The sequence below is a fragment of the Burkholderia sp. Ac-20353 genome, from assembly GCF_017104785.1.
In the GTDB taxonomy this organism is placed as follows: Bacteria; Pseudomonadota; Gammaproteobacteria; order Burkholderiales; family Burkholderiaceae; genus Burkholderia.
The window spans coordinates 1-19,348 of record NZ_JAAGPL010000167.1; the positions used below are offsets into that span (position 1 = coordinate 1).

Genomic DNA, 19,348 nt, shown 5'->3' on the forward strand with positions numbered 1-19,348 from the left:
CGAAGGCACGACGGCGATCCAGGCAAACGACCTGGTCGGCCGCAAGACGCTGCGCGACGGCGGCGCGGTCGCGAAGGCGCTGATCGGCGAGATCGGGCAGACGGTCGACGCGCTGGGCAAGCTCGACGGCGCAGCGGCGGCGTCGATGAAGGCGCAGCTGGAGCAGGGCGCGCGTGCGCTGTCGGCGGTGGTCGATTATGTGGTCGCGAACACGAAGCAGGACCCGAACGCGGTGTTCGCGGGCAGCGTGCCGTATCTGAAGCTGGCGGGCGTGGTGCTGTGCGGGTGGCAGATGGCGCGCGCGCTGGTGGCGGCGCACGCGAACCGCGCGAACGATCCGGCGTTCTATGATGCGAAGATCGCGATTGCGCAGTTCTACGCGGAACACATCCTTGTGCAGGCGGCCGGGCTCGAAGCGTCGATCGTCAGCGCGAAGGGCAGCGCGGGCGTGCTCGCATTGACGGAAGACCAGTTCTGATCTCGCGAACTGGCGATGCGATGCAAAAAGACGCCCGCGGGCGTCTTTTTTTCAACTGCGACCGGCCCGCGTTGCGGCGGGCCGATGCGGCTTACGCGTAAGCAGGGCGCGGCTGGCCGGCCACGTCCTTCAGGTAGCGGTGCACCGACAGGTCGTCGGCCTGGATCGCGGGCTTCTTGCCCGAGATCAGGTCTGCGAGCAGCTGGCCCGAACCGCACGACATCGTCCAGCCGAGCGTGCCGTGGCCGGTGTTCAGGAACAGGTTCGACAGCGTCGTGCGGCCGACGATCGGCGTGCCGTCCGGCGTCATCGGGCGCAGGCCCGTCCAGAACGTCGCCTTCGACGTGTCGCCACCACCCGGGAACAGGTCGTTCACGCACATCTCGAGCGTTTCGCGGCGCGCGGCGCGCAGGTTCTTGTCGAAGCCGACGATCTCGGCCATCCCGCCGACGCGGATGCGCTGGTCGAAACGCGTGATCGCGATCTTGTAGGTCTCGTCGAGCACGGTCGACACCGGTGCGGCCGCTGCGTCGACGATCGGCGCGGTGATCGAGTAGCCCTTGAGCGGGTAGACCGGAATCTTCATCAGGTTCGCGATGAAGCGGGTCGAATACGAGCCGAGCGCGACCACGTACGCATCCGCGCGCACGGTCTCGCTGCCGCACTGCACGCCGGCGATCTTGCCGCCGGCGATCGCGAGCGCGTCGATCGGCGTGTTGTAGCGGAACTTGACGCCGAGCCCTTCGGCGAGCGCGGCGAGGCGCGTCGTGAACAGCTGGCAGTCGCCGGTTTCGTCGCCCGGCAGGCGCAGGCCGCCTGTCAGCTTGTGCGACACCGCGGCAAGCGCCGGTTCGGCGTTCTTCAGCTCGGCCGGCGACAGCAGTTCGAACGGCACATTCGCTTCGCGCAGCACGGCGATATCCTTCGCGGCGCCGTCGAGCTGCTGCTGCGTGCGGAACAGCTGCAGCGTGCCGCCCGTGCGGCCTTCGTACTGGATGCCGGTGTCGGCGCGCAGCGTCTGGATGCAGTCCCGGCTGTACTCGGCGAGCCGCACCATGCGGCCCTTGTTGATCGCATAGCGCTCGGCCGTGCAGTTGCGCAGCATCTGCCACATCCACTGGAGCTGGAAGCGGGTGCCGTCGAGCCGGATCGCGAGCGGCGCGTGCTTCTCGAACATCCACTTGACGGCCTTCAGCGGCACGCCGGGCGCGGCCCACGGCGCTGCATAGCCCGGCGAGATCTGGCCCGCGTTCGCAAAGCTCGTCTCGAGCGCCGGGCCGGCCTCCCGGTCGATCACCGTGACTTCATGCCCGGCACGCGCGAGGTAATACGCGCTTGCCACGCCCACTACACCGCTGCCCAAAACGACGACTCGCATAGCTGCTCCAGATGGAAGGACCAGGTCGAGGCCGGGCGCACCCGCGGCTCCGTGTAACCTCTAGCTGATCTAGTTTTTTGCGCTATGGTATTGTCGAAGGTATAGGTTTTGTTATCGTATTTTTCTGTTTTTCAGCAAAAAAACCATGAGAACTCAGCGCCAGCCGGTACGCACGCTCGACAAGCTCGACCGGCGCATCCTCAAACTGCTCCAGCACGACGGCCGGATGGCGATGAAGGACCTCGCGGAACAGGTCGGTCTGACCGTGACGCCTTGCATCGAGCGCGTGCGGCGCATGGAGCGCGATGGCGTGATCACCGGCTATCACGCGCGGGTCGATCCGGCCCAGCTCGGTGCGGCGCTGCTGGTGTTCGTCGAGATCACGCTCGGCCACAAGGGCGGCAACATGTTCGAGCAGTTCCGCCGCGAAGTGATGAAGATCGACGAGGTGCTCGAATGCCATCTCGTGTCCGGCGATTTCGATTACCTGATCAAGGCGCGGATCGGCGAGATGGCCGACTACCGCAAGCTGCTCGGCGACATCCTGCTGCAGCTGCCGGGCGCGGTGCAGTCGAAGAGCTACGTCGTGATGGAGGAAATCAAGGAGACGCTGACGATTTCGGTCGACGAATAGGCGCCTGATTTCACCCTTGGCATGCCGCGCCCAATACTGTATAAATATCCAGTATTGGGCGCGAGTGATGGGGTGTGGAGATGGGCGATCGATCCGACAACGAATTTCCGGTTGCGCCGCCAATGCCCCGCAAGGGGCGCGGGGCGGTCGACAATCTGCAGGGGCGGTATGAAACGGCGCTGCGCGAGTCGGTCGACGACGGCTGGACGCACGACGCGGACGACGCCGACCTGCCGGCGCCGCTGCGCACACAGGTGTTCGAGGAGCGCGCGAAGAGCATCCTGACGCGCAACCAGTCCCCCGACATTCCGTTCAGCGTGTCGCTCAATCCTTATCGCGGCTGCGAGCATGGCTGCATCTATTGCTTCGCGCGGCCGACGCACAGCTATCTCGGCCTGTCGCCGGGGCTCGATTTCGAGAGCCGCATCTATGCGAAGGTCAACGCGGCCGAGTTGCTCGAGCGCGAGATCTCCCGGAAAAACTACGTGCCCGAGCCGATCGCGCTCGGGGTCAACACCGATGCGTACCAGCCGGTCGAACGGGATCTGCGCATCACGCGCAGCGTGATCCAGGTGATGCACGATCGCGGGCTGCCGTTTGCCGCGATCACGAAGTCTTCGCTGATCGAGCGCGACCTCGACCTGCTCGCGCCAATGGCCGAGCGTGGACAGGTGATGGCGGCGGTCACGATCACGACGCTCGACGCCGATCTCGCGCGCACGCTCGAGCCGCGCGCAGCGACGCCGGCCCGCCGGCTGCGTACGATCCGCGCGTTGCGCGAGGCCGGGGTGCCGGTCGGCGTGAGCATCGCGCCGGTGATTCCGTTCGTCACCGAGCCTGACATGGAGCGGGTGCTCGAAGCGTGCGCGGAGGCGGGGGCGACGCACGCGAGCTACATCATCCTGAGGCTGCCGTGGGAAGTCGCGCCGCTGTTCCGGAACTGGCTGACCGCGCATTTCCCGGATCGGGCGGAGCGCGTGATGAACCGGGTGCGCGACATGCGCGGCGGCAAGGACTACGACTCGGATTTCAGCAAGCGGATGAAGGGCGAGGGGATCTGGGCGGATCTGTTGAAGCAGCGCTTTCGTCAGGCGGTCAGGCGGCTCGGGATGAACGAGCGCGCGAACGGCATTCTCGACCTGTCGCAGTTTCAGGGTGGCGGCGAGTTGCGACAAGTCATGCGCGGGGCGGCCGTTCGAGGGTCGGGGGCAGGGAAGGTGGCCATCCCGCGGTCGAACGCACGGGCGTCGGGCACGATTTCGCGCGACGACGCGCAGTTGAGTCTTTTCTAGTTTCCGCTGCGCTGCCGCCCGGTCATTGCGAGATCTGCTTGGCCGCTTCGACCTGCGATTCGAAGTAGGTCTGGAACGAGATGGCGAGCGCGGTCATCAGCAAGAAGGCGCCGACCAGCAGCGAGAAGATCACGACGAAGATCACCGTCCAGCCGGAGCGGCTGTGCTTGCCTGTGTCGGCGTTGAATTGCGCATCCCATTTTTCGTCCGGGCGCAGGCCATAGACGATCGCCGCGAGGAACGCGGCCAGCAGCGAGATCGCGCCAGGCGCGGCCAGCCACCAGCCAAGGCCGGCGGTGCGCTGGGTGGCGGCGAGCAGCAGGAAGCCGGGGATGCCGACGATCGTCGCGAGCAGGTGTGCCCAGCCATATACATCGCGGAAGCCATACAGATAGAAGCGATGCGCGCCGATCGAGCCGAACAGGAAGGCGAGTGCGGCAGTCAGCGTCTTGGAGAGGAAGCGGCGGATCGGGGCGGTGCTGCTGCTGGACATGGATGGGCGGGCGTACTGTCGCTGGAATGGGGTGTTGGAATGGATGGCCGCAGACGCGGCGCGGGCGTGCAGCCCGGCACGCATTCTACGATGTCGAGGTACAGGCGGTCATCCCCGGTCTGCGTCAAGGTGCCGCATAGGTTATGCGGTAGATCGCGCCCGCATAGTCGTCGCTGACGAGCAGTGAACCGTCCGGCAGCGGCAGCACGTCGGCCGGGCGGCCCCACACGGAGCCGTCGGGTCGCAGCCAGCCGGTCACGAACGGCATTTGCCGCGCGTGGCTGCCGTCGGCGGACGCGACGACGCGCATCACGCGATAGCCGACCTTGCTGCTGCGGTTCCACGAGCCATGTTCGGCGATGAAGATATTGTTGCGATACGCGGCCGGAAACATCGCACCCGTATAGAAGCGCATGCCGAGCGACGCGACGTGTGCGCCGAGCTTCAGCACGGGGCCCGTATAGTGACGGCACACATCGGGGCCGCCGTATTCGGGGTCCGGCGTGTCGCCGCCGTGGCAATAGGGGAAGCCGAAATCGAGGCCAGCGCGCGGTGCGCGGTTGAGCTTGTCGTCCGGCACGTCGTCGCCCATCCAGTCGCGGCCGTTGTCGGTGAACCACAGCTCGCCCGTGTCAGGGTGCCACGCGAATCCGACGGTATTACGCACGCCGCGCGCGACCACTTCCCGATGGCTGCCGTCCGCGTTCATTCGCGCGATGAGCGCGTAGCGGTTGCGGTCGGCGAGACAGACGTTGCACGGCGCGCCGGTCGGCACGTACAGCTTGCCGTCGGGGCCGAACGCGATGAATTTCCAGCCGTGCTGGTGCTCGGTCGGCAGCGCGTCGGTGACGACGACGGGCTTCGGCGGTGCGGCTAGCTGGTCGTCGATGCGGTCGAGGCGCACAATACGCGATACGGCCGACACGAACAATGCGCCATCCCGCCACGCGACGCCGACCGGCATGTCGAGCCCGGATGCGATCACATGGTGTGCGCTGATCTGGCCGTCGCGCATCACGAGTGCGTGCACGCGGCCTTCGCGGCTGCCGACGTACAGGATGCCGCGCGGCGACCACGTCATCTCGCGTGCGGTCGGCACCGCGTCGGTGAGTAGCGACACCTGGAAGCCGGGCGGCACGACGAGCGCGTCCACCGGCAGCGGGCCGGCGGCGAACGTCGTTGCACAGGCGAGACAGACGGCGCCGGCCAGCAGCCCCGCAACGCGGCGCCGCAAGCGGCGCGCCACGGCGCTAAGAGGCGGCATGGCGGCAGCGGACAGTCCTGGACAGCACGATTGTAGGTCCGGCGAACGGGGCGTTTGCGGATTTTTTGCGCGTAAGTGTTTGTTGTGCCTCTGGTTTCCAGCTATAATCGCACGTTTCAGTAGTTTCGAACCCGGTTTTCCCGAAGGATTTCATATGGTTATCATCCGTCTGGCTCGCGGCGGCTCGAAGAAGCGCCCGTTCTACAACATCGTCGCTACCGATTCGCGTAACCGTCGTGACGGCCGCTTCATCGAGCGCGTCGGCTTCTACAACCCGGTCGCTACGAAGGGCGAATCGCTGCGTATCGCTCAGGACCGCCTGACGTACTGGCAAGGCGTTGGCGCGCAACTGTCGCCGACCGTCGAGCGTCTCGTGAAGGAAGCGCAAAAGGCGCAACCGGCTGCCTAACATGGCACGGTGTGCCGGTCGTGCCGGCTGTGAGGTGTATTGATGTCGGATCACGATTCCGGTAACGCAAGGCGCGGGCGAGCGTCGTTTGGCGCATTCGTCCGCAAGCCGGTCGAGCGCGGTTCTGCCGCGAACGCCGGTGCGGCTGCCGAGCAAGGCGGCCTCGAAGGGGTGCAGTCCTTGCCCGACGACGCTGTCGAGGTCGGGGCGGTGGTCGATGCCTATGGCCTCAAGGGCTGGATCAAGGTAGCGGCGCATGCCGATGCCGGCCGCGGTGGCGATGCGCTGCTCAGCGCGCGCCAGTGGTGGTTGGAGCGGGGTGGCGAACGTCGTGCGGCCCGCATCACGCATGCGAAGACGCATAGCGACACGGTCGTCGCGCAGCTTGCCGGTTGCGGCGATCGCGATACCGCGCTCGCGTTGCGCGGCTTTCGCGTGTTCGTGCGCCGCGACGATTTTCCGGCGCTGGCGTCGGACGAGTTTTATTGGGTCGACCTGATCGGCCTCGATGTCGTCAACGAGCAATCGGTGGCGCTCGGGAAGGTGGTCGGGATGATCGACAACGGCGTGCATTCGATCATGCGTATCGAATATCCGGCGACCGGGAAAGACGGTCAGTCGGTCACTGACGAGCGGTTGATCCCGTTCGTCGGCGTGTACGTCAAAACGGTGGATCAGGCGGCGCGTCGCATCGTCGTCGACTGGGAAGCCGATTACTAAATGAACCAGGTCACGGAGAGCGCGGTGCAGTTCGATGTCGTCACGCTCTTTCCCGAAATGTTCCGCGCACTGTCCGACTGGGGGATTACCAGCCGGGCGGTCAAGCAGGGGCGCTTCGGGCTGCGCACCTGGAATCCGCGTGACTTCACGACGGACAACTACCGCACGGTCGACGATCGCCCGTACGGTGGCGGTCCGGGCATGGTGATGCTGGCCAGGCCGCTCGAGGCTGCGATCGGCGCCGCGAAGGCGGCGCAGGCGGAGCAGGGTATCGCGAGCACGCGGGTCGTGATGATGTCGCCGCAGGGCGCGCCGCTGACGCACGAACGCGTCGAGCGGATGGCGCAGGAGCCGGGTGTCGTCGTGCTGTGCGGTCGCTACGAAGCGATCGACCAGCGTCTGCTGGACCGTTGCGTCGACGAGGAGATCAGCCTCGGCGATTTCGTACTGTCCGGCGGAGAACTGCCGGCGATGGCAATGATGGATGCTGTCGTGCGCCTGCTGCCCGGTGTGCTGAACGATGCGCAGTCGGCCGTGCAGGACAGCTTCGTCGGCGGCCTGCTCGATTGTCCGCACTACACGCGCCCGGAAGAATACGAGGGCATGCGCGTACCGGACGTGCTGCTCGGTGGCCACCATGCCGAGATCGAGCGCTGGCGGCGCCAGGAAGCATTGAAGAATACGTGGCTGAAGCGCCCGGACCTGATCGCCCGGGCGCGTCGCGACAAGTTGCTGAGCCGTGCCGACGAGGCATGGCTCGCGAACCTCGCGCGCGAAGCGAAGGACGCCTCCTGAGGCGGTGCTCGCGGGCGGGAATTTTGGGGGTACCGTACATGCGTGTGCGGTGCCTGATGTGAACCCATCCTCTATCGGGGCCAAGCCTGGGAACGGGCGGGCGCAAACGCCGACAAGATGGTTTTAGGAGTCAGTGATGAATCTGATTGCAAAGCTTGAGCAGGAAGAAATCGAGCGCGCGCTCGCAGGCAAGACGATCCCCGAATTCGCCCCGGGCGATACGGTGATCGTGAACGTGAACGTGGTTGAAGGTAACCGCAAGCGCGTTCAGGCTTACGAAGGCGTCGTGATCGCGAAGCGCAACCGTGGCCTCAACTCGGCGTTCATCGTCCGCAAGATCTCGTCGGGCGAAGGCGTTGAGCGTACGTTCCAGACGTACTCGCCGCTGCTGGCGAGCATCGTCGTGAAGCGTCGCGGCGACGTGCGTCGCGCAAAGCTGTACTACCTGCGCGAGCGTTCGGGCAAGTCGGCTCGAATCAAGGAAAAGCTGGTGTCGAAGGATCGCGCCGCAGCTACCCAAGCGTAAGAGCTGTAAGGAAAAAGCACCCACCCGGGTGCTTTTTTCATTCTGGCGCGACAATATGCTCATCTCGACCCGAATCAAGAGAGCTCCATTGAACCGCCGCCCCATCGTCGATCCCGAAGTGCTGCCGATTGAAGGCACCAGCGCCGGGCTGCCGTCCATCGATCGCGAACGGATGACGCCGTCCGGCATGCGCGAGCGCTTCGCCCTCCCGCTCGAATGGACCGCCGAACCCTTCGAAGCCCGGCTCACCGAAGGCGTCGATCCGCGCAGTGCTGCCGTGCTCGTGCCGCTCGTCGTCCGCGAAGCCGGCCTCACCGTGCTGCTGACCCAGCGAGCCGACCATCTGAATGACCACGCCGGACAGGTCAGCTTTCCCGGCGGCCGGCGCGAGCCGTTCGACCGCGACGCAACCGCGACTGCGCTGCGCGAGACGAAGGAGGAGATCGGGCTCGACAGCGAGCGGGTCGAGATCCTCGGCGCATTGCCGGACTACCTGACGGGCACCGGTTTTTGCGTCGCGCCCGTCGTCGGCCTCGTGCATCCGCCGTTCACGGTGCAGGCCGATACGTTCGAGGTTGCCGAGATCTTCGAGGTGCCGCTCGCGTTCCTGATGAATCCGGCCAACCACCAGGTGCGGGTATTCCGCTGGGACGGCGGCGAGCGTCGTTTTTTTGCGATGCCTTATCCGCGCGGCGACGCGGGTGGTGATTACTTCATCTGGGGCGCAACTGCCGGCATGTTGCGCAATCTTTACCGCTTCTTGGCCGCCGGATGATGCGGTGCGCCGCCACGCGCACCTGACTGGCCGCCGGCTGCCGGCGCTGGCAGCCCTTCGTGGCTTACGCTGTGCTATCGTTATGCAAAAAGTGACATAACCCGAAGACGGCGCCACGCATGACTTTCTTTTCGGTTCTCCTTGCCCTCATCATCGAACAGGTGCGCGCGTTGTCGCCGAGCAATCCGGTCTTCGCGCTGTTCCAGTTTCATGCGGAAACCGTCGCGCATGGCCTCGACGCCGGCAAGCAAAAGCACGGCATCCTCGCGTGGCTCGCGGTCGTGCTGCCGTGGGTGCTGGTCGTCGCGCTAATCTATTTCCTGCTGTACAAGGTGAGCTTCGTGCTCGCGTTCCTGTGGAACGTCGCGGTCGTGTATTTCACGCTCGGTTTCCGCCAGTTCAGCCATTACTTCACCGATATCCACCTCGCGCTCAACAACGACGACGTGCCGCGCGCGCGCGAAATCCTGCGCGAGTGGACGGGCATCGATACGGTCGACATGCCGGTCGGCGAGATCGTCCGTCATACGTTGATCCATGCGGTCGTCGCATCGCATCGTCACGTGTTCGGCGTGTTCTTCTGGTACGTGCTGCCGATCGGGCCGGCCGGCGCGGTGCTGTATCGCATTTCCGAATACCTCGCGCGCAGCTGGTCGACGCCGGGCGACGACCGCACCGCCGCATTTTCGACGTTCGCGCAGCGCGCGTTCTTCGTGATCGACTGGGTGCCGGCGCGGCTGACGGCGCTCGGTTTCGCGATCGTCGGCAACTTCGAGGATGCGATCTACGCATGGCGCAACCACACGCGCCAGTGGCCCGACCCGAACGACGGCGTGTTGCTGGCCGCGGGCAGCGGTGCGCTCGGCGCGCGGCTGGCCGGGCCGCTCGCGGAGCCGTCGAGCCTCGACGCGCTGGCAGTTGGCGACAGCGGTCCGCTGACGGTCGGTGACGATTGCACGCCGCGCACGCTGCAGTCGGCGGTCGGCCTCGTGTGGCGCGCGGTGATTCTGTGGATGATCCTGCTGCTGATGCTGACGCTTGCCGTCTGGGTGTCGTAGCGCGAGCACCGCACCGCGTCGTCTCGCGGGCAGGGAAAGAACAAGGCCGTCTCGATGCCGGCCTTTTTGCTGGATCAGTCTTCGCGCGGGTCGCGTAGTGCGCCGCAATGCCAGCACGCGGTGAACTGCGCTTCGAGTTCCTCGCCGCAGTGCCGGCACCGCCACGGCGTCGCGCCGGCCGCCGGGCCGTGCGATGCGGCGTCGAGCAGGCGGCGCGCAAGCGCGTCGTCGCGTTCGTCGTCGAGCCAGATTTCGGGCGCGCATGCATCGGCGGGAAGCCCGCCGAGCGCGCCCGTCGCATAACGATTGTGCAGCTCGCAGCCGATTCCCGCCGCTTCGAGCACGTTCGCCCAATGCTGCGCGGTCGCGAGATCCGGTGCCTTGAAACGCATTGCGGCTCCTGTCGCTCCTGTCGATCCTGTTGGTGCCGGAGGTGTGCCGCCCCGGCACCCCCCGGTTGCCGGAGCGTCAACGCACGATCTGGCTCGCCTCGTGCACCAGTTGCGCATACAACCCATGCCGCGACGGCGCGACGCGGCCGTCGGCGACGGCTTCCAGGATCGCGCAGCCCGGCTCGTGCAGGTGATGACAATTATAGAAACGACAGTGCGCGAGCAGCGGCCGGAACTCCGGGAACGCGCGCTCGAGGCGGCCTTCCGTCAGATGATAGAGGCCGAATTCCTGGAATCCCGGCGAATCGATCAGCGCGCCGTCGCACGCGGGCAGCGGATAGAGGCGCGTGAACGTCGTCGTGTGCCGGCCGCTGTTGAGCGCGGCCGAGATTTCGCGGGTCGCGGCTTCCGCGTCGGGCACGAGCAGGTTCACGAGCGTCGATTTGCCCATCCCCGACTGGCCGAGCAGGATCGTCGAGTGGCCGGCGAGATGCGGCATCAACTGCGCGCGCGCGTCGTCCGGCGCACCCTTGACCGACAGTTCGAGCACGTCGTAGCCCAGCTCGCGATACGGCGCGAGCCGTTCGCGGGCAACCGGCAGCGCGGTCTCGACGTCGATCTTGTTCAGCACGACGAGCGGCTTCAGGTCGTTGGCCTCGGCGGCGATCAGCGCGCGGCCGAGCAGGTCCTCGCTGAAATAGGGCTCGGTCGCGAGCACGATCAGCAGCTGGTCGAGATTGGCCGCGAACAGCTTCGACTTGAACTGGTCGGAGCGGTACAGCAGGTTGCGCCGCTCGCCGATCTCGACGATCACGCCCTGGTCGGCGGACGCGAGTTCATACACGACGCGGTCGCCGACCGCGATGTCGCTCTTCTTGCCGCGCGGGAAGCACTGCAGCATCAGGCCGCCGTCGTCGGGCGAGACGATGTAGTGGCGGCCGTGCGCCGCGATCACGCGGCCCTCGGCACGTTCCGCGCCCGACGCGCGCGGGGCCGGCTTGCGGGAGGTCGGCCGGCTCATGCGTGCTGCATCAGGCGGTCGATCCGCTGCGAAGCGGGCGGATGCGAGTAGTAAAAGGCCGTGTAAACGGGGTCGGGCGTCAGCGTCGACGCGTTGTCCTCGTACAGCTTCACCAGCGCACTGACGAGGTCCTGCGCCTGGGTCTGGCTGGCGGCGAACGCATCGGCCTCGAATTCGTGCTTGCGCGATGTCAGGCTGCCGACCGGCGTCGCGAAGAACAGGAACACGGGGATCGCGAGGAAGAACAGCACGAGCGCGGCGCCGGCGTTGCTGGAATCGAGCGACGGCATCACGCCGAGCCCCGTATAGAACCATGCGCGTTGCGCGAGCCAGCCGAGCAGCGCAAGCAGCGCGAGGCTCAGCACGAACGACACGAGCATGCGCTTCATCACGTGGCGGCGCTTGAAATGGCCGAGTTCGTGCGCGAGCACGGCCTCGATCTCCTCGCCGGACAGGCGCGCGAGCAGCGTGTCGAAGAACACGATTCGCTTCGACGCGCCGAAGCCGGTGAAGTAGGCGTTGCCGTGTGCGGACCGGCGGCTGCCGTCCATCACGAACAGGCCCTTTGCCGCGAAGCCGCAACGCTTCATCAGCGACTCGATGCGCGCGCGCAGCGCGTCGTCCTTGAGCGGCTCGAACTTGTTGAAGAGCGGGGCGATGAAGGTCGGGTAGATCAACAGCACGAGCATCTGGAACGCGACCCAGACGATCCACGTCCACAGCCACCACAGGCTGCCTGCCTTGTTCATCAGCCACAGCACGACGAACAGCAGCGGCAGGCCGAGCACGGCGCCGAGCAGCGCGTTCTTCAGCATGTCGGTGAAGAACAGGCGCTTCGGCATCCGGTTGAAGCCGAAGCGATCCTCGATGCCGAACTGGCGGTAATACTCGAACGGCACGTCGATCACGCTCGTGATCGCGAACACCGCACCGACGAGCGCGACCTGCTGCCCGTAGCCGCGGCCGAACCAGCCGCTCAGCAGCGTGTCGAGCGCGCCGACGCCGCCGAGCAGCGTGAGACCGACGAGCACGGCCGCGCTGACGACGATCTCGACCATCGTCAGGCGGGTGCGCTCGACCGTGTAGTCGGCCGCGCGCTGGTGCGCGGACAGCGGGATGGTTGCGCTGAACTGCGCGGGCACGCGGTTACGGTGCGCGGCGACGAAGCGGATCTGCCGCGACGCAAGCCACAGCTTGGTGACGACCATCGCGAGCACGGCGAGCGCGAACAGCAGGGTGAACGAAAAAGGTGACATCGAAGGCGCCAAAGGGTTCTATGCGAGAATTATATGTTCTTGCGGACCGGGCCCGCTGACGCGACGCGGGCCGCCGCGGCGCAGCACGCCGTCCGCCATTTTCCAGGATGACTCATGACCGATACCCCCGCTTCCGCCAGCCAGCCCGAACTCGTGCGCAACGAGCTGAATCTCGTCTGGCTCGACATGGAAATGACGGGCCTCGACCCGGATAACGACCGCATCATCGAGGTCGCGGTCGTCGTGACCAACTCGACGCTCGACATCGCGGTCGAAGGCCCCGTGTTCGCGATCCACCAGAGCGACGCGACGCTCGCCAAGATGGACGACTGGAACAAGAACACGCATGGCCGCTCGGGCCTGATCGACCGCGTGCGCGCGTCGACGGTCACCGAAGCCGAGGCCGCCGCGCAGCTCCAGGCGTTTCTCGTCCAGTATGCGTCGCCCGGCAAGTCGCCGATGTGCGGCAACTCGATCTGCCAGGACCGCCGCTTCATGGCGCGCTGGATGCCCGATCTCGAGCGGTTCTTCCACTATCGCAACCTCGACGTCAGCACGCTGAAGGAGCTGTGCCGCCGCTGGCAGCCGGCGATCTACAAGGGCTTCCAGAAGCGCGCGATGCATACGGCGCTCGCCGACATCCATGAGTCGATCGACGAGCTGAAGTACTACCGCGAGCATTTCCTGATTCCGGGCGCGCCGGCGCCGACGGGCGAATCCGCGCCGGCCGCCTGAGCGGACTGCTGGAGCGGACTGCCTGAGCGGGCCGGCCGCCGATCAGCGCCCGGTACACGCTCAGCGCTGCGCGCTCTTCGGCCGGAACGCCGCGACCACCGCGGCGTCGGTCTCGATGTACGGGCCGCCGATCAGGTCGATGCAGTAGGGCACCGCGGCGAAGATGCCGGGCACGGTGGCCTTGCCGTCCGCGTCGCGCAGCCCTTCGAGGGTTTCCTTGATCGATTTCGGCTGACCCGGCAGGTTGACGATCAGGGCCGCGTGATCGGCCGTCTCGCGGATCACCGCGACCTGCCGCGACAGGATCGCGGTCGGCACGAAATTCAGGCTGATCTGCCGCATCTGCTCGCCGAATCCCGGCATTTCCTTCGTCGCCACCGCGAGTGTCGCCTCGGGCGTCACGTCGCGGCGCGCGGGGCCGGTGCCGCCCGTCGTCAGCACGAGGTCGCAGCCGACCGTGTCGACGAGCTCGACGAGCGTCGCCGAGATCGTCGCCGCGTCGTCCTGGATCAGCCGCGTCTCGGCGCGCCACGGGGATGTCAGCGCGGCGGCGAGCCAGTCCTGCAGCGCCGGAATGCCTTTGTCCTCGTAGACGCCGCTGCTTGCGCGGTCGCTGATCGACACGAGGCCGACCACCAGCTCGTCCGGATGTTTACGCTTCGTCGTCATCGTCGTCACCGCTGGCTTCGGGGGTGTCGTCGTCGGTGTCGGGCGCGCCGCTCGCGGTCTTGATCCACTGGAACAGCTCGCGGTAGTAGCGCGGCGGCTTGTTTTGCTGCGTTTCCCTGCGCGCATTGCGGATCAGCGTACGGCCTTCCTGCACGTCGGCGTCCGGGTGCTGGTGGATGAACTCGGTCAGCGCGTCGTCGTTGGCGAGGAGCTGCTCGCGGGTGCGTTCGATCCAGTGCAGGCGGGCCGTCGCGGCCTTGTTCACGCCGCGCTGCGCGTCGAGCGCGGTGCGCAGCGCGGCCGTCTCGTCGTCGGTCAGCGTGCGCATCACGCGGCCGACGTACTGGAGCTGGCGGCGCTTGCCTTCGTGATCGGTGATGCGGCGTGCTTCGCGCACCGCGTCACCGAGGGCTTCGGGCATCGGCATCCGCTTGAGCGCGTCTTTCGGCAGATCGACGAGGGCCTGGCCAAGTTCCTGCAGCGCGTGCATATCGCGCTTCAACTGGGATTTGCTGGGGCGATCGTAGCCGTGGCCGGCGTCGTCGTCGGCGTGCTCGATCGGCTGAATACGGGTTTTGCGTGTCATGGACGGCATTGTATCGCGCCGCGGGCGCCCCAAGCTTCTACGTTGCGGTGTCCCGGACCTTGCTATGATCGCGGGATACGACATTTTGAACACGCGGGCCGCGAGCCCGTCACCGGATAAAACGAAGATGGCTGCCAATCTCGACACGCAAGCGCGCTATTTCCCGCATTCGCAGGATCAGCTGAAAGAAATCGCCTCGGACATCCTCCGGCATGCGAAGGCGCTCGGCGCGACGGACGCCGCGACCGAAATCTCCGAAGGTGACGGCCTGTCGGTGTCGGTGCGCCGCGGTGAAGTCGAGACGATCGAGCACAACCGTGACAAGATGGTCGGCGTGACCGTGTTCATCGGCAAGAAGCGCGGCAACGCGAGCACGTCGGATTTCTCGCCGGACGCGATCAAGGACACCGTCGCCGCCGCGTACAACATCGCGCGCTTCACCGCCGAGGACGATGCGGCGGGGCTCGCCGAGGCCGACCTGCTCGAGACGGCGCCGCGCGATCTCGATCTCTATCATCCGTGGGACCTGTCGGCCGACGACGCGGTCGAGCTCGCCCGTCGCGCGGAGGATGCCGCGTTCGCGGTCAGCCCGCAGATCCGCAATTCGGAGGGCGCGAGCGTGTCGGCGCAGCATTCGCAGTTCGTGCTCGCGACGTCGCGCGGTTTCCTCGCCGGCTATCCGTACTCGCGTCACTACATCGCGTGCGCGCCGATCGCGGGCAGCGGCCGCCACATGCAGCGCGACGACTGGTATTCGTCGAAGCGCAGCGCGGCCGATCTCGCGGCGCCGGAAGCGGTCGGCCGTTACGCCGCCGAACGCGCGCTCGCGCGGATGGGCGCGCGCCGCCTCGATACCCGCAAGGTGCCGGTGCTGTTCGAGGCGCCGCTCGCGGCCGGCCTGCTCGGCGCGTTCGTGCAGGCGGTGAGCGGCGGCGCGCTGTACCGCAAGACGTCGTTCCTCGTCGACAGCCTCGGCAAGCCGGTGTTCGCGCCGCATGTCCAGGTCGTCGAGGATCCGCACGTGTTGCGCGCGATGGGCAGCGCGCCGTTCGACGAGGAAGGCGTGCGCACGCGGGCGCGCAGCGTCGTCAAGGACGGCGTCGTCGAGGGTTATTTCCTGTCGACCTACTCGGCGCGCAAGCTCGGCACGCAGACGACCGGCAACGCGGGCGGCTCGCACAATCTCGCGCTGCGCAGCAGCAATACGCAGCCGGGCGACGATTTCGACGCGATGCTGAAGAAGCTCGGTACCGGCCTGTTGCTGACCGAACTGATGGGGCAGGGCGTGAACTACGTGACGGGCGACTATTCGCGCGGCGCGGCGGGCTTCTGGGTCGAGAACGGCGTGATCCAGTATCCGGTCGAGGAGATCACCGTCGCGAGCACGCTGCAGGAGATGTTCCGGCACATCGTCGCGATCGGCGCGGATTCGATCGTGCGCGGCACGAAGGAAACCGGCTCGGTGCTGATCGAGCAGATGACGATCGCCGGGCAGTAAGCGGCATGACGGCCCGATGATGCGGCGCCGCAGTGCGCGGCCCGCGTCGGCTCGCCCGACCAAAAAACAAAGCCCGACCGGCGAGCGTGCCGGTCGGGCTTTTTGTATTGCGCATGCCGCGCGTCAACTGCGCTTGCGTGCGTAGACGACGAACGCGTAGCCAAACGTGTTCGGTGCGGCCGCCTCGTGCGCGTCGCGCGACACTTGCTGCCAGTGCGCGGGATCGGGCGCGGGGAACGACGCGTCGCCGTCGAAGTCGGCGTCGATTTCGGTAACGATCAGCTTGTCGGCGAGCGCAAGGCCTTCCGCATAGAGCTGCGCGCCGCCGATCAGGAATGCCTCGGCCGCGCCGTCCTGGGCGGCGAGCGCGAGCGCGTCGGCGAGCGACGTGACGGTATCGCAGCCGTCGAAGCGGCGCGCTGCGTCGCGCGTGACGACGATATTGCGGCGGCCCGGCAGCGGCCGGCCGATCGATTCGTGGGTCTTGCGGCCCATCACGATCGGTGCGCCCATCGTCGTGCGCTTGAAGAACGCGAGATCTTCGGGAAGTTTCCAGGGCAACTGGTTGTCGCGGCCGATGATGCCGTTGCGGGCGCGCGCGACGATCAGGGTCAGCGTCGTCATGAAGGTCGGAAAGAGGGAAAACCGGAATGGCGCTGATTTTACCGGAATGCCGGTGCGGGCCGGGCATCGCGCGCGGCGGCGCGCGTGGGGCGCGTTGCCGCGTGCGCCTGCATCGCACGCGTGATGCGGTGCGCAGCCGGACCAACGGCCGCCGACGCATGCCGCGCATCATCATGCTACGCGTTACGTCGCACGTACGTGCTTACCCGCCGTGCTCGTCGTCGCCCGCCGCCGCGCGCTGCTCGGTATCCGACAGGTCGCGCAACCCGTGCGCACCCATCAGCCGGTACAGCGTGACGCGCGAAATGCCGAGTTCCGCAGCCGCTTCCGCGAGCCGGTGCCGGTGGCGCAGCAGCGCGGCCTCGATCGCGCGCCTTTCCGCGCGCTCGCGCGCTTCGGCGAGCGTCGTCGACTGCTGCACCGTGTACTGCCCGAGATCGAGATCGGCCGCCGAGATCAGCCGGCTGTCCGCCATCACGATCGCGCGGCGGATCCGGTTGATCAGCTCGCGCACGTTGCCGGGCCACGGGTAGCTGTACATCGCTTCGATCGCGCACGGCGTGAAGCCGCGGATCTTGCGTGCACCGTCGCTGCGGAATTTCAGCAGCACATGGTGCGCGAGCAGTTCGATGTCCTTGCCGCGTGCGCGCAGCGGCGGCTCGTCGATGCGCAGCACGCACAGGCGGTGGAACAGGTCCGTGCGAAAGCGCCCGTCGTGCATCGCCGCCTCGAGATCGACGTGCGTCGCCGAAACGATCCGCACGTCGACCGGGATCGATTCGTGGCCGCCGAGCCGCTCGATCCGGCCTTCCTGCAGGAAGCGCAGCATGCTCGCCTGGCTTTCGAGCGGCATGTCGCCGATTTCGTCGAGGAACAGCGTGCCGCCGTGCGCGGCCTCGACGCGGCCGATCTTGCGCTGGTTCGCGCCGGTGAACGCGCCGCGTTCATAGCCAAACAGTTCGGACTGCAGCAGGTGATGCGGAATCGCACCGCAGTTGATCGCGACGAACGGTGCCTTGCGGCGCGTGGAGCGCTCGTGGATCGCGAGCGCGGTCAGCTCCTTGCCGGTGCCCGATTCGCCGGAAATGAACACTGTGGCGTCGGTGTTCGCGACCTTGCGGATCGTGCGGAACAATTGCTGCATCGCGTCGCAGGTGCCGACCATTTCGTCGTCGCCGGTTGCCGCGACGTCGGTTGCGAGCTCGAGGTCACACAGCGTCACCATGCCGTACGCGTGGCCGATCAGGTAGTCGATCGTCGTATGGGTCGGCGGGCCCTTCACGTAATCGAAACAGCATTGGCGGATCAGCTTGCGGATGTCGGGCTCGGCGAGGCGCGCGGCGTCGGCGAGCGCGATCCAGCCGATCTGCTGATGGCGCAGGACCGGCTCGAGCGCGGGCAGGTCGCGCGCCGCGAAGCCGTCGAGATCGACGATGCCCGCGTGCGCGACTTCCGGCTTCACGAGCCGCTGCACGTCGTGCGCGGATTTCGCGCCGAGCACGTTCCAGCGTCGCTCTCGCAGATGCGCGACGAGCGCCGCGTCGGGACGGCGCGACAGATACACGAGTGGCCGGACGGCAGGCAAGTGGCCGGTCCCGGGCCCGTCCGAGTGCGCGATCGTCAGTCGCGGCACGAAACCTGGAGGGGCGGCAGGTGAGTCGGGGCGGGAGTCGTGCACGATATCCTCGCTGCGGTGTCGCGCTTCAGAACGTATACGGGAAGCGCAGTCCGACGACGTAGTTCGGCGCATCGGGCGTGAGCCCGATCGCGACCGACGCATTCATCGTCAGGTGTTTGTTGAACACATGGTTGAGGCCGAAGCCCAGTGTCGATGCGGTCGTCTGGCTGCCCGGCACGCGCTGCCACTCGCCGCCGGGCGCCTGGGTGCGGGTCGACGGCTCGATCGCCATCGTGTAGGCGATGCTCGCCGAGTCGCGCTCGGAGAACGCGAGGGCGACGCCGCCGCCGAGCTGGACGATGTCGCCGAGCTTCACTTTCGCGGGCTGCGTCTGGCCGACCACCGACGAGATGTCTGCAAACGAGCGCGCGACGTTGTACGTATAGGACACGCTGCCGAACAGCACGATCGGGTCGTAGGTCTTCAGCGCGGACAGCCCGGCCGTGATGCTCCAGAAGCCGGTGCCGGTCGGCAGCTTGCTCGGCGCGACGAGGTTCGTGTTGCTCGCGTCGGCCTGCAGCAGCTTGATGCCGAACGGCGACGTGCCGGTCGGCGACTTCACGCGCAGGCTACCGACGACGTCCGGCACGCTGCCGTGCTCCTTGACGAACTGGTAGTAGATGCCGAAGTTCACGTCGCCGAGCGCGTGCGAATTCACCGCGGTATCGGACAGCGTGTTCGCCGCGCCGCCCGCGCCGCCGTTGATGAAGGTCGACGTGCGATACATGTACGGCACGTCGGCGTCGACGCTGATGCGGTCGGTGAGGCCGTAGCGCACGTCCACGTCGGACATCAGCTGGTGCGACTTCGTCTGACCGAGATTCAGGTTGCCGAGGAAGATCGCGTCGAGCGCGAGGAAGCCGGACAGCTGCAGTTGCCGACGGTCGTAGTAGGTGTCGCTGATCCCCCAGTCGATCGTCAGCTTGCGGTCGAAGAGCGGCGCGTGCTCGCGCTGCACGACCGCGTCCTCGGCCGCGGTGCGGGTCGGCTCGGCCGCTTTCTGCGCGGTGCCGACGGCGCCGGGTGTGCCCGGCGCACCGGTTTCGGCGCTGCCCGCGGGCGGCGGT

General features: G+C 66.9%; 21 protein-coding genes and 1 pseudogene. 11 read left to right on the top strand and 11 right to left on the bottom strand.

What is annotated here, in order from left to right; translation table 11 throughout:
- Positions 1-478: acyl-CoA dehydrogenase C-terminal domain-containing protein (locus G3N94_RS31200; protein WP_205797101.1), on the top strand; the 478-nt coding region annotated here is incomplete at its 5' end.
- Between the two features lie 91 nt (positions 479-569).
- Here the strand turns inward: G3N94_RS31200 and G3N94_RS31205 are convergent.
- Positions 570-1,856, bottom strand: a complete 1,287-nt coding sequence (locus tag G3N94_RS31205) for a D-amino acid dehydrogenase (protein ID WP_205797103.1) — start codon at positions 1,854-1,856, stop codon at positions 570-572.
- A gap of 145 nt (positions 1,857-2,001) precedes the next feature.
- On the opposite strand from G3N94_RS31205, the gene G3N94_RS31210 reads away from it, so the two are divergent.
- Together G3N94_RS31210 and G3N94_RS31215 are read left to right on the top strand one after the other, a co-directional pair.
- Positions 2,002-2,490, top strand: coding sequence for an Lrp/AsnC ligand binding domain-containing protein (locus G3N94_RS31210; RefSeq protein ID WP_205797105.1), 489 nt, complete (start codon positions 2,002-2,004; stop codon positions 2,488-2,490).
- Positions 2,491-2,570: 80 nt separating this feature from the next.
- A complete protein-coding gene (locus G3N94_RS31215) occupies positions 2,571-3,782 on the top strand; it encodes a PA0069 family radical SAM protein (protein ID WP_205797107.1) in 1,212 nt (403 codons plus the stop codon).
- A 22-nt stretch (positions 3,783-3,804) separates the two neighbouring features.
- Here the strand turns inward: G3N94_RS31215 and G3N94_RS31220 are convergent, their stop codons facing one another.
- Together G3N94_RS31220 and G3N94_RS31225 are read right to left on the bottom strand one after the other, a co-directional pair.
- Entirely contained in the window at positions 3,805-4,275 is a 471-nt protein-coding gene (locus G3N94_RS31220) for a TM2 domain-containing protein (protein WP_205797141.1), read from the bottom strand.
- 124 nt (positions 4,276-4,399) lie between these two features.
- Positions 4,400-5,539 (bottom strand): PQQ-dependent sugar dehydrogenase, encoded by a 1,140-nt coding sequence (locus tag G3N94_RS31225; RefSeq protein WP_205797109.1) that lies wholly within the window; start codon positions 5,537-5,539, stop codon positions 4,400-4,402.
- A gap of 154 nt (positions 5,540-5,693) precedes the next feature.
- Here G3N94_RS31225 and rpsP point away from each other — a divergent pair, with 154 nt between their 5' ends.
- The 6 genes from rpsP to G3N94_RS31255 all read left to right on the top strand — a co-directional run bounded on the left by rpsP (position 5,694) and on the right by G3N94_RS31255 (position 9,822).
- Entirely contained in the window at positions 5,694-5,948 is a 255-nt protein-coding gene (gene rpsP, locus G3N94_RS31230; RefSeq protein WP_006050280.1) for a 30S ribosomal protein S16, read from the top strand.
- 42 nt (positions 5,949-5,990) lie between these two features.
- Positions 5,991-6,668 (top strand): ribosome maturation factor RimM, encoded by a 678-nt coding sequence (rimM, locus tag G3N94_RS31235; protein WP_205797112.1) that lies wholly within the window; start codon positions 5,991-5,993, stop codon positions 6,666-6,668.
- Positions 6,669-7,463, top strand: a complete 795-nt coding sequence (gene trmD, locus G3N94_RS31240; RefSeq protein ID WP_205797115.1) for a tRNA (guanosine(37)-N1)-methyltransferase TrmD — start codon at positions 6,669-6,671, stop codon at positions 7,461-7,463.
- Positions 7,464-7,599: 136 nt separating this feature from the next.
- Positions 7,600-7,989 (top strand): 50S ribosomal protein L19, encoded by a 390-nt coding sequence (gene rplS / locus G3N94_RS31245; RefSeq protein ID WP_124599106.1) that lies wholly within the window; start codon positions 7,600-7,602, stop codon positions 7,987-7,989.
- An 88-nt stretch (positions 7,990-8,077) separates the two neighbouring features.
- Complete coding sequence (locus G3N94_RS31250; RefSeq protein WP_205797118.1) at positions 8,078-8,764, top strand: CoA pyrophosphatase; 687 nt, start codon at positions 8,078-8,080, stop codon at positions 8,762-8,764.
- 119 nt (positions 8,765-8,883) lie between these two features.
- Entirely contained in the window at positions 8,884-9,822 is a 939-nt protein-coding gene (locus G3N94_RS31255; protein WP_205797119.1) for a CobD/CbiB family protein, read from the top strand.
- A 74-nt stretch (positions 9,823-9,896) separates the two neighbouring features.
- Here the strand turns inward: G3N94_RS31255 and G3N94_RS31260 are convergent, their stop codons facing one another.
- The 3 genes from G3N94_RS31260 to G3N94_RS31270 form a co-directional block, all read right to left on the bottom strand.
- Positions 9,897-10,214 (bottom strand): DUF2007 domain-containing protein, encoded by a 318-nt coding sequence (locus G3N94_RS31260; protein WP_205797122.1) that lies wholly within the window; start codon positions 10,212-10,214, stop codon positions 9,897-9,899.
- A gap of 76 nt (positions 10,215-10,290) precedes the next feature.
- Complete coding sequence (gene rsgA, locus G3N94_RS31265) at positions 10,291-11,235, bottom strand: ribosome small subunit-dependent GTPase A (protein ID WP_205797124.1); 945 nt, start codon at positions 11,233-11,235, stop codon at positions 10,291-10,293.
- Positions 11,232-12,491 carry a M48 family metallopeptidase gene (locus G3N94_RS31270; protein ID WP_205797126.1) on the bottom strand — a complete coding sequence of 420 codons (1,260 nt, stop codon included), beginning with the start codon at positions 12,489-12,491 and terminating at the stop codon, positions 11,232-11,234. Before G3N94_RS31270 ends, rsgA begins: the two co-directional genes overlap by 4 nt.
- A 114-nt stretch (positions 12,492-12,605) precedes the next feature.
- Between G3N94_RS31270 and orn the strand changes: the two genes are divergently transcribed.
- Positions 12,606-13,226, top strand: a complete 621-nt coding sequence (gene orn / locus G3N94_RS31275) for an oligoribonuclease (RefSeq protein ID WP_205797128.1) — start codon at positions 12,606-12,608, stop codon at positions 13,224-13,226.
- A gap of 60 nt (positions 13,227-13,286) precedes the next feature.
- On the opposite strand, the gene mog is transcribed toward orn, so the two are convergent.
- Positions 13,287-13,895, bottom strand: coding sequence for a molybdopterin adenylyltransferase (gene mog / locus G3N94_RS31280; RefSeq protein ID WP_205797130.1), 609 nt, complete (start codon positions 13,893-13,895; stop codon positions 13,287-13,289).
- On the bottom strand, positions 13,879-14,481 hold the full coding sequence (gene yjgA, locus G3N94_RS31285; RefSeq protein WP_277398585.1) for a ribosome biogenesis factor YjgA: 603 nt from the start codon (positions 14,479-14,481) through the stop codon (positions 13,879-13,881). Before yjgA ends, mog begins: the two co-directional genes overlap by 17 nt.
- Before the next feature lie 127 nt (positions 14,482-14,608).
- On the opposite strand from yjgA, the gene pmbA reads away from it, so the two are divergent.
- Entirely contained in the window at positions 14,609-15,979 is a 1,371-nt protein-coding gene (gene pmbA / locus G3N94_RS31290; protein WP_205797133.1) for a metalloprotease PmbA, read from the top strand.
- 123 nt (positions 15,980-16,102) lie between these two features.
- On the opposite strand, the gene G3N94_RS31295 is transcribed toward pmbA, so the two are convergent.
- From G3N94_RS31295 to G3N94_RS31305, 3 genes and pseudogenes are all read right to left on the bottom strand, one after another.
- On the bottom strand, positions 16,103-16,603 hold the full coding sequence (locus tag G3N94_RS31295) for a dihydrofolate reductase (RefSeq protein ID WP_205797136.1): 501 nt from the start codon (positions 16,601-16,603) through the stop codon (positions 16,103-16,105).
- Between the two features lie 202 nt (positions 16,604-16,805).
- Positions 16,806-18,284: pseudogene (locus G3N94_RS31300) on the bottom strand (sigma-54 dependent transcriptional regulator); the annotation flags it as partial.
- 22 nt (positions 18,285-18,306) lie between these two features.
- On the bottom strand, positions 18,307-19,348 hold a 1,042-nt coding region (locus tag G3N94_RS31305; protein WP_205797138.1), incomplete at its 5' end, for a hypothetical protein.

What these genes read in the sequence shown, in the direction of transcription:
- pmbA (WP_205797133.1), top strand. Translation starts at nt 14,609, where the DNA reads ATGGCTGCCAATCTCGACACGCAAGCGCGCTATTTCCCGCATTCGCAG.
- G3N94_RS31225 (WP_205797109.1), bottom strand. Translation starts at nt 5,539, where the DNA reads ATGCCGCCTCTTAGCGCCGTGGCGCGCCGCTTGCGGCGCCGCGTTGCG.
- G3N94_RS31260 (WP_205797122.1), bottom strand. Translation starts at nt 10,214, where the DNA reads ATGCGTTTCAAGGCACCGGATCTCGCGACCGCGCAGCATTGGGCGAAC.
- rsgA (WP_205797124.1), bottom strand. Translation starts at nt 11,235, where the DNA reads ATGAGCCGGCCGACCTCCCGCAAGCCGGCCCCGCGCGCGTCGGGCGCG.
- G3N94_RS31295 (WP_205797136.1), bottom strand. Translation starts at nt 16,603, where the DNA reads ATGACGACGCTGACCCTGATCGTCGCGCGCGCCCGCAACGGCATCATC.
- rplS (WP_124599106.1), top strand. Translation starts at nt 7,600, where the DNA reads ATGAATCTGATTGCAAAGCTTGAGCAGGAAGAAATCGAGCGCGCGCTC.
- rpsP (WP_006050280.1), top strand. Translation starts at nt 5,694, where the DNA reads ATGGTTATCATCCGTCTGGCTCGCGGCGGCTCGAAGAAGCGCCCGTTC.
- trmD (WP_205797115.1), top strand. Translation starts at nt 6,669, where the DNA reads ATGAACCAGGTCACGGAGAGCGCGGTGCAGTTCGATGTCGTCACGCTC.
- G3N94_RS31205 (WP_205797103.1), bottom strand. Translation starts at nt 1,856, where the DNA reads ATGCGAGTCGTCGTTTTGGGCAGCGGTGTAGTGGGCGTGGCAAGCGCG.
- G3N94_RS31270 (WP_205797126.1), bottom strand. Translation starts at nt 12,491, where the DNA reads ATGTCACCTTTTTCGTTCACCCTGCTGTTCGCGCTCGCCGTGCTCGCG.
- orn (WP_205797128.1), top strand. Translation starts at nt 12,606, where the DNA reads ATGACCGATACCCCCGCTTCCGCCAGCCAGCCCGAACTCGTGCGCAAC.
- rimM (WP_205797112.1), top strand. Translation starts at nt 5,991, where the DNA reads ATGTCGGATCACGATTCCGGTAACGCAAGGCGCGGGCGAGCGTCGTTT.
- mog (WP_205797130.1), bottom strand. Translation starts at nt 13,895, where the DNA reads ATGACGACGAAGCGTAAACATCCGGACGAGCTGGTGGTCGGCCTCGTG.
- G3N94_RS31220 (WP_205797141.1), bottom strand. Translation starts at nt 4,275, where the DNA reads ATGTCCAGCAGCAGCACCGCCCCGATCCGCCGCTTCCTCTCCAAGACG.
- G3N94_RS31255 (WP_205797119.1), top strand. Translation starts at nt 8,884, where the DNA reads ATGACTTTCTTTTCGGTTCTCCTTGCCCTCATCATCGAACAGGTGCGC.
- G3N94_RS31210 (WP_205797105.1), top strand. Translation starts at nt 2,002, where the DNA reads ATGAGAACTCAGCGCCAGCCGGTACGCACGCTCGACAAGCTCGACCGG.
- G3N94_RS31215 (WP_205797107.1), top strand. Translation starts at nt 2,571, where the DNA reads ATGGGCGATCGATCCGACAACGAATTTCCGGTTGCGCCGCCAATGCCC.
- yjgA (WP_277398585.1), bottom strand. Translation starts at nt 14,481, where the DNA reads ATGACACGCAAAACCCGTATTCAGCCGATCGAGCACGCCGACGACGAC.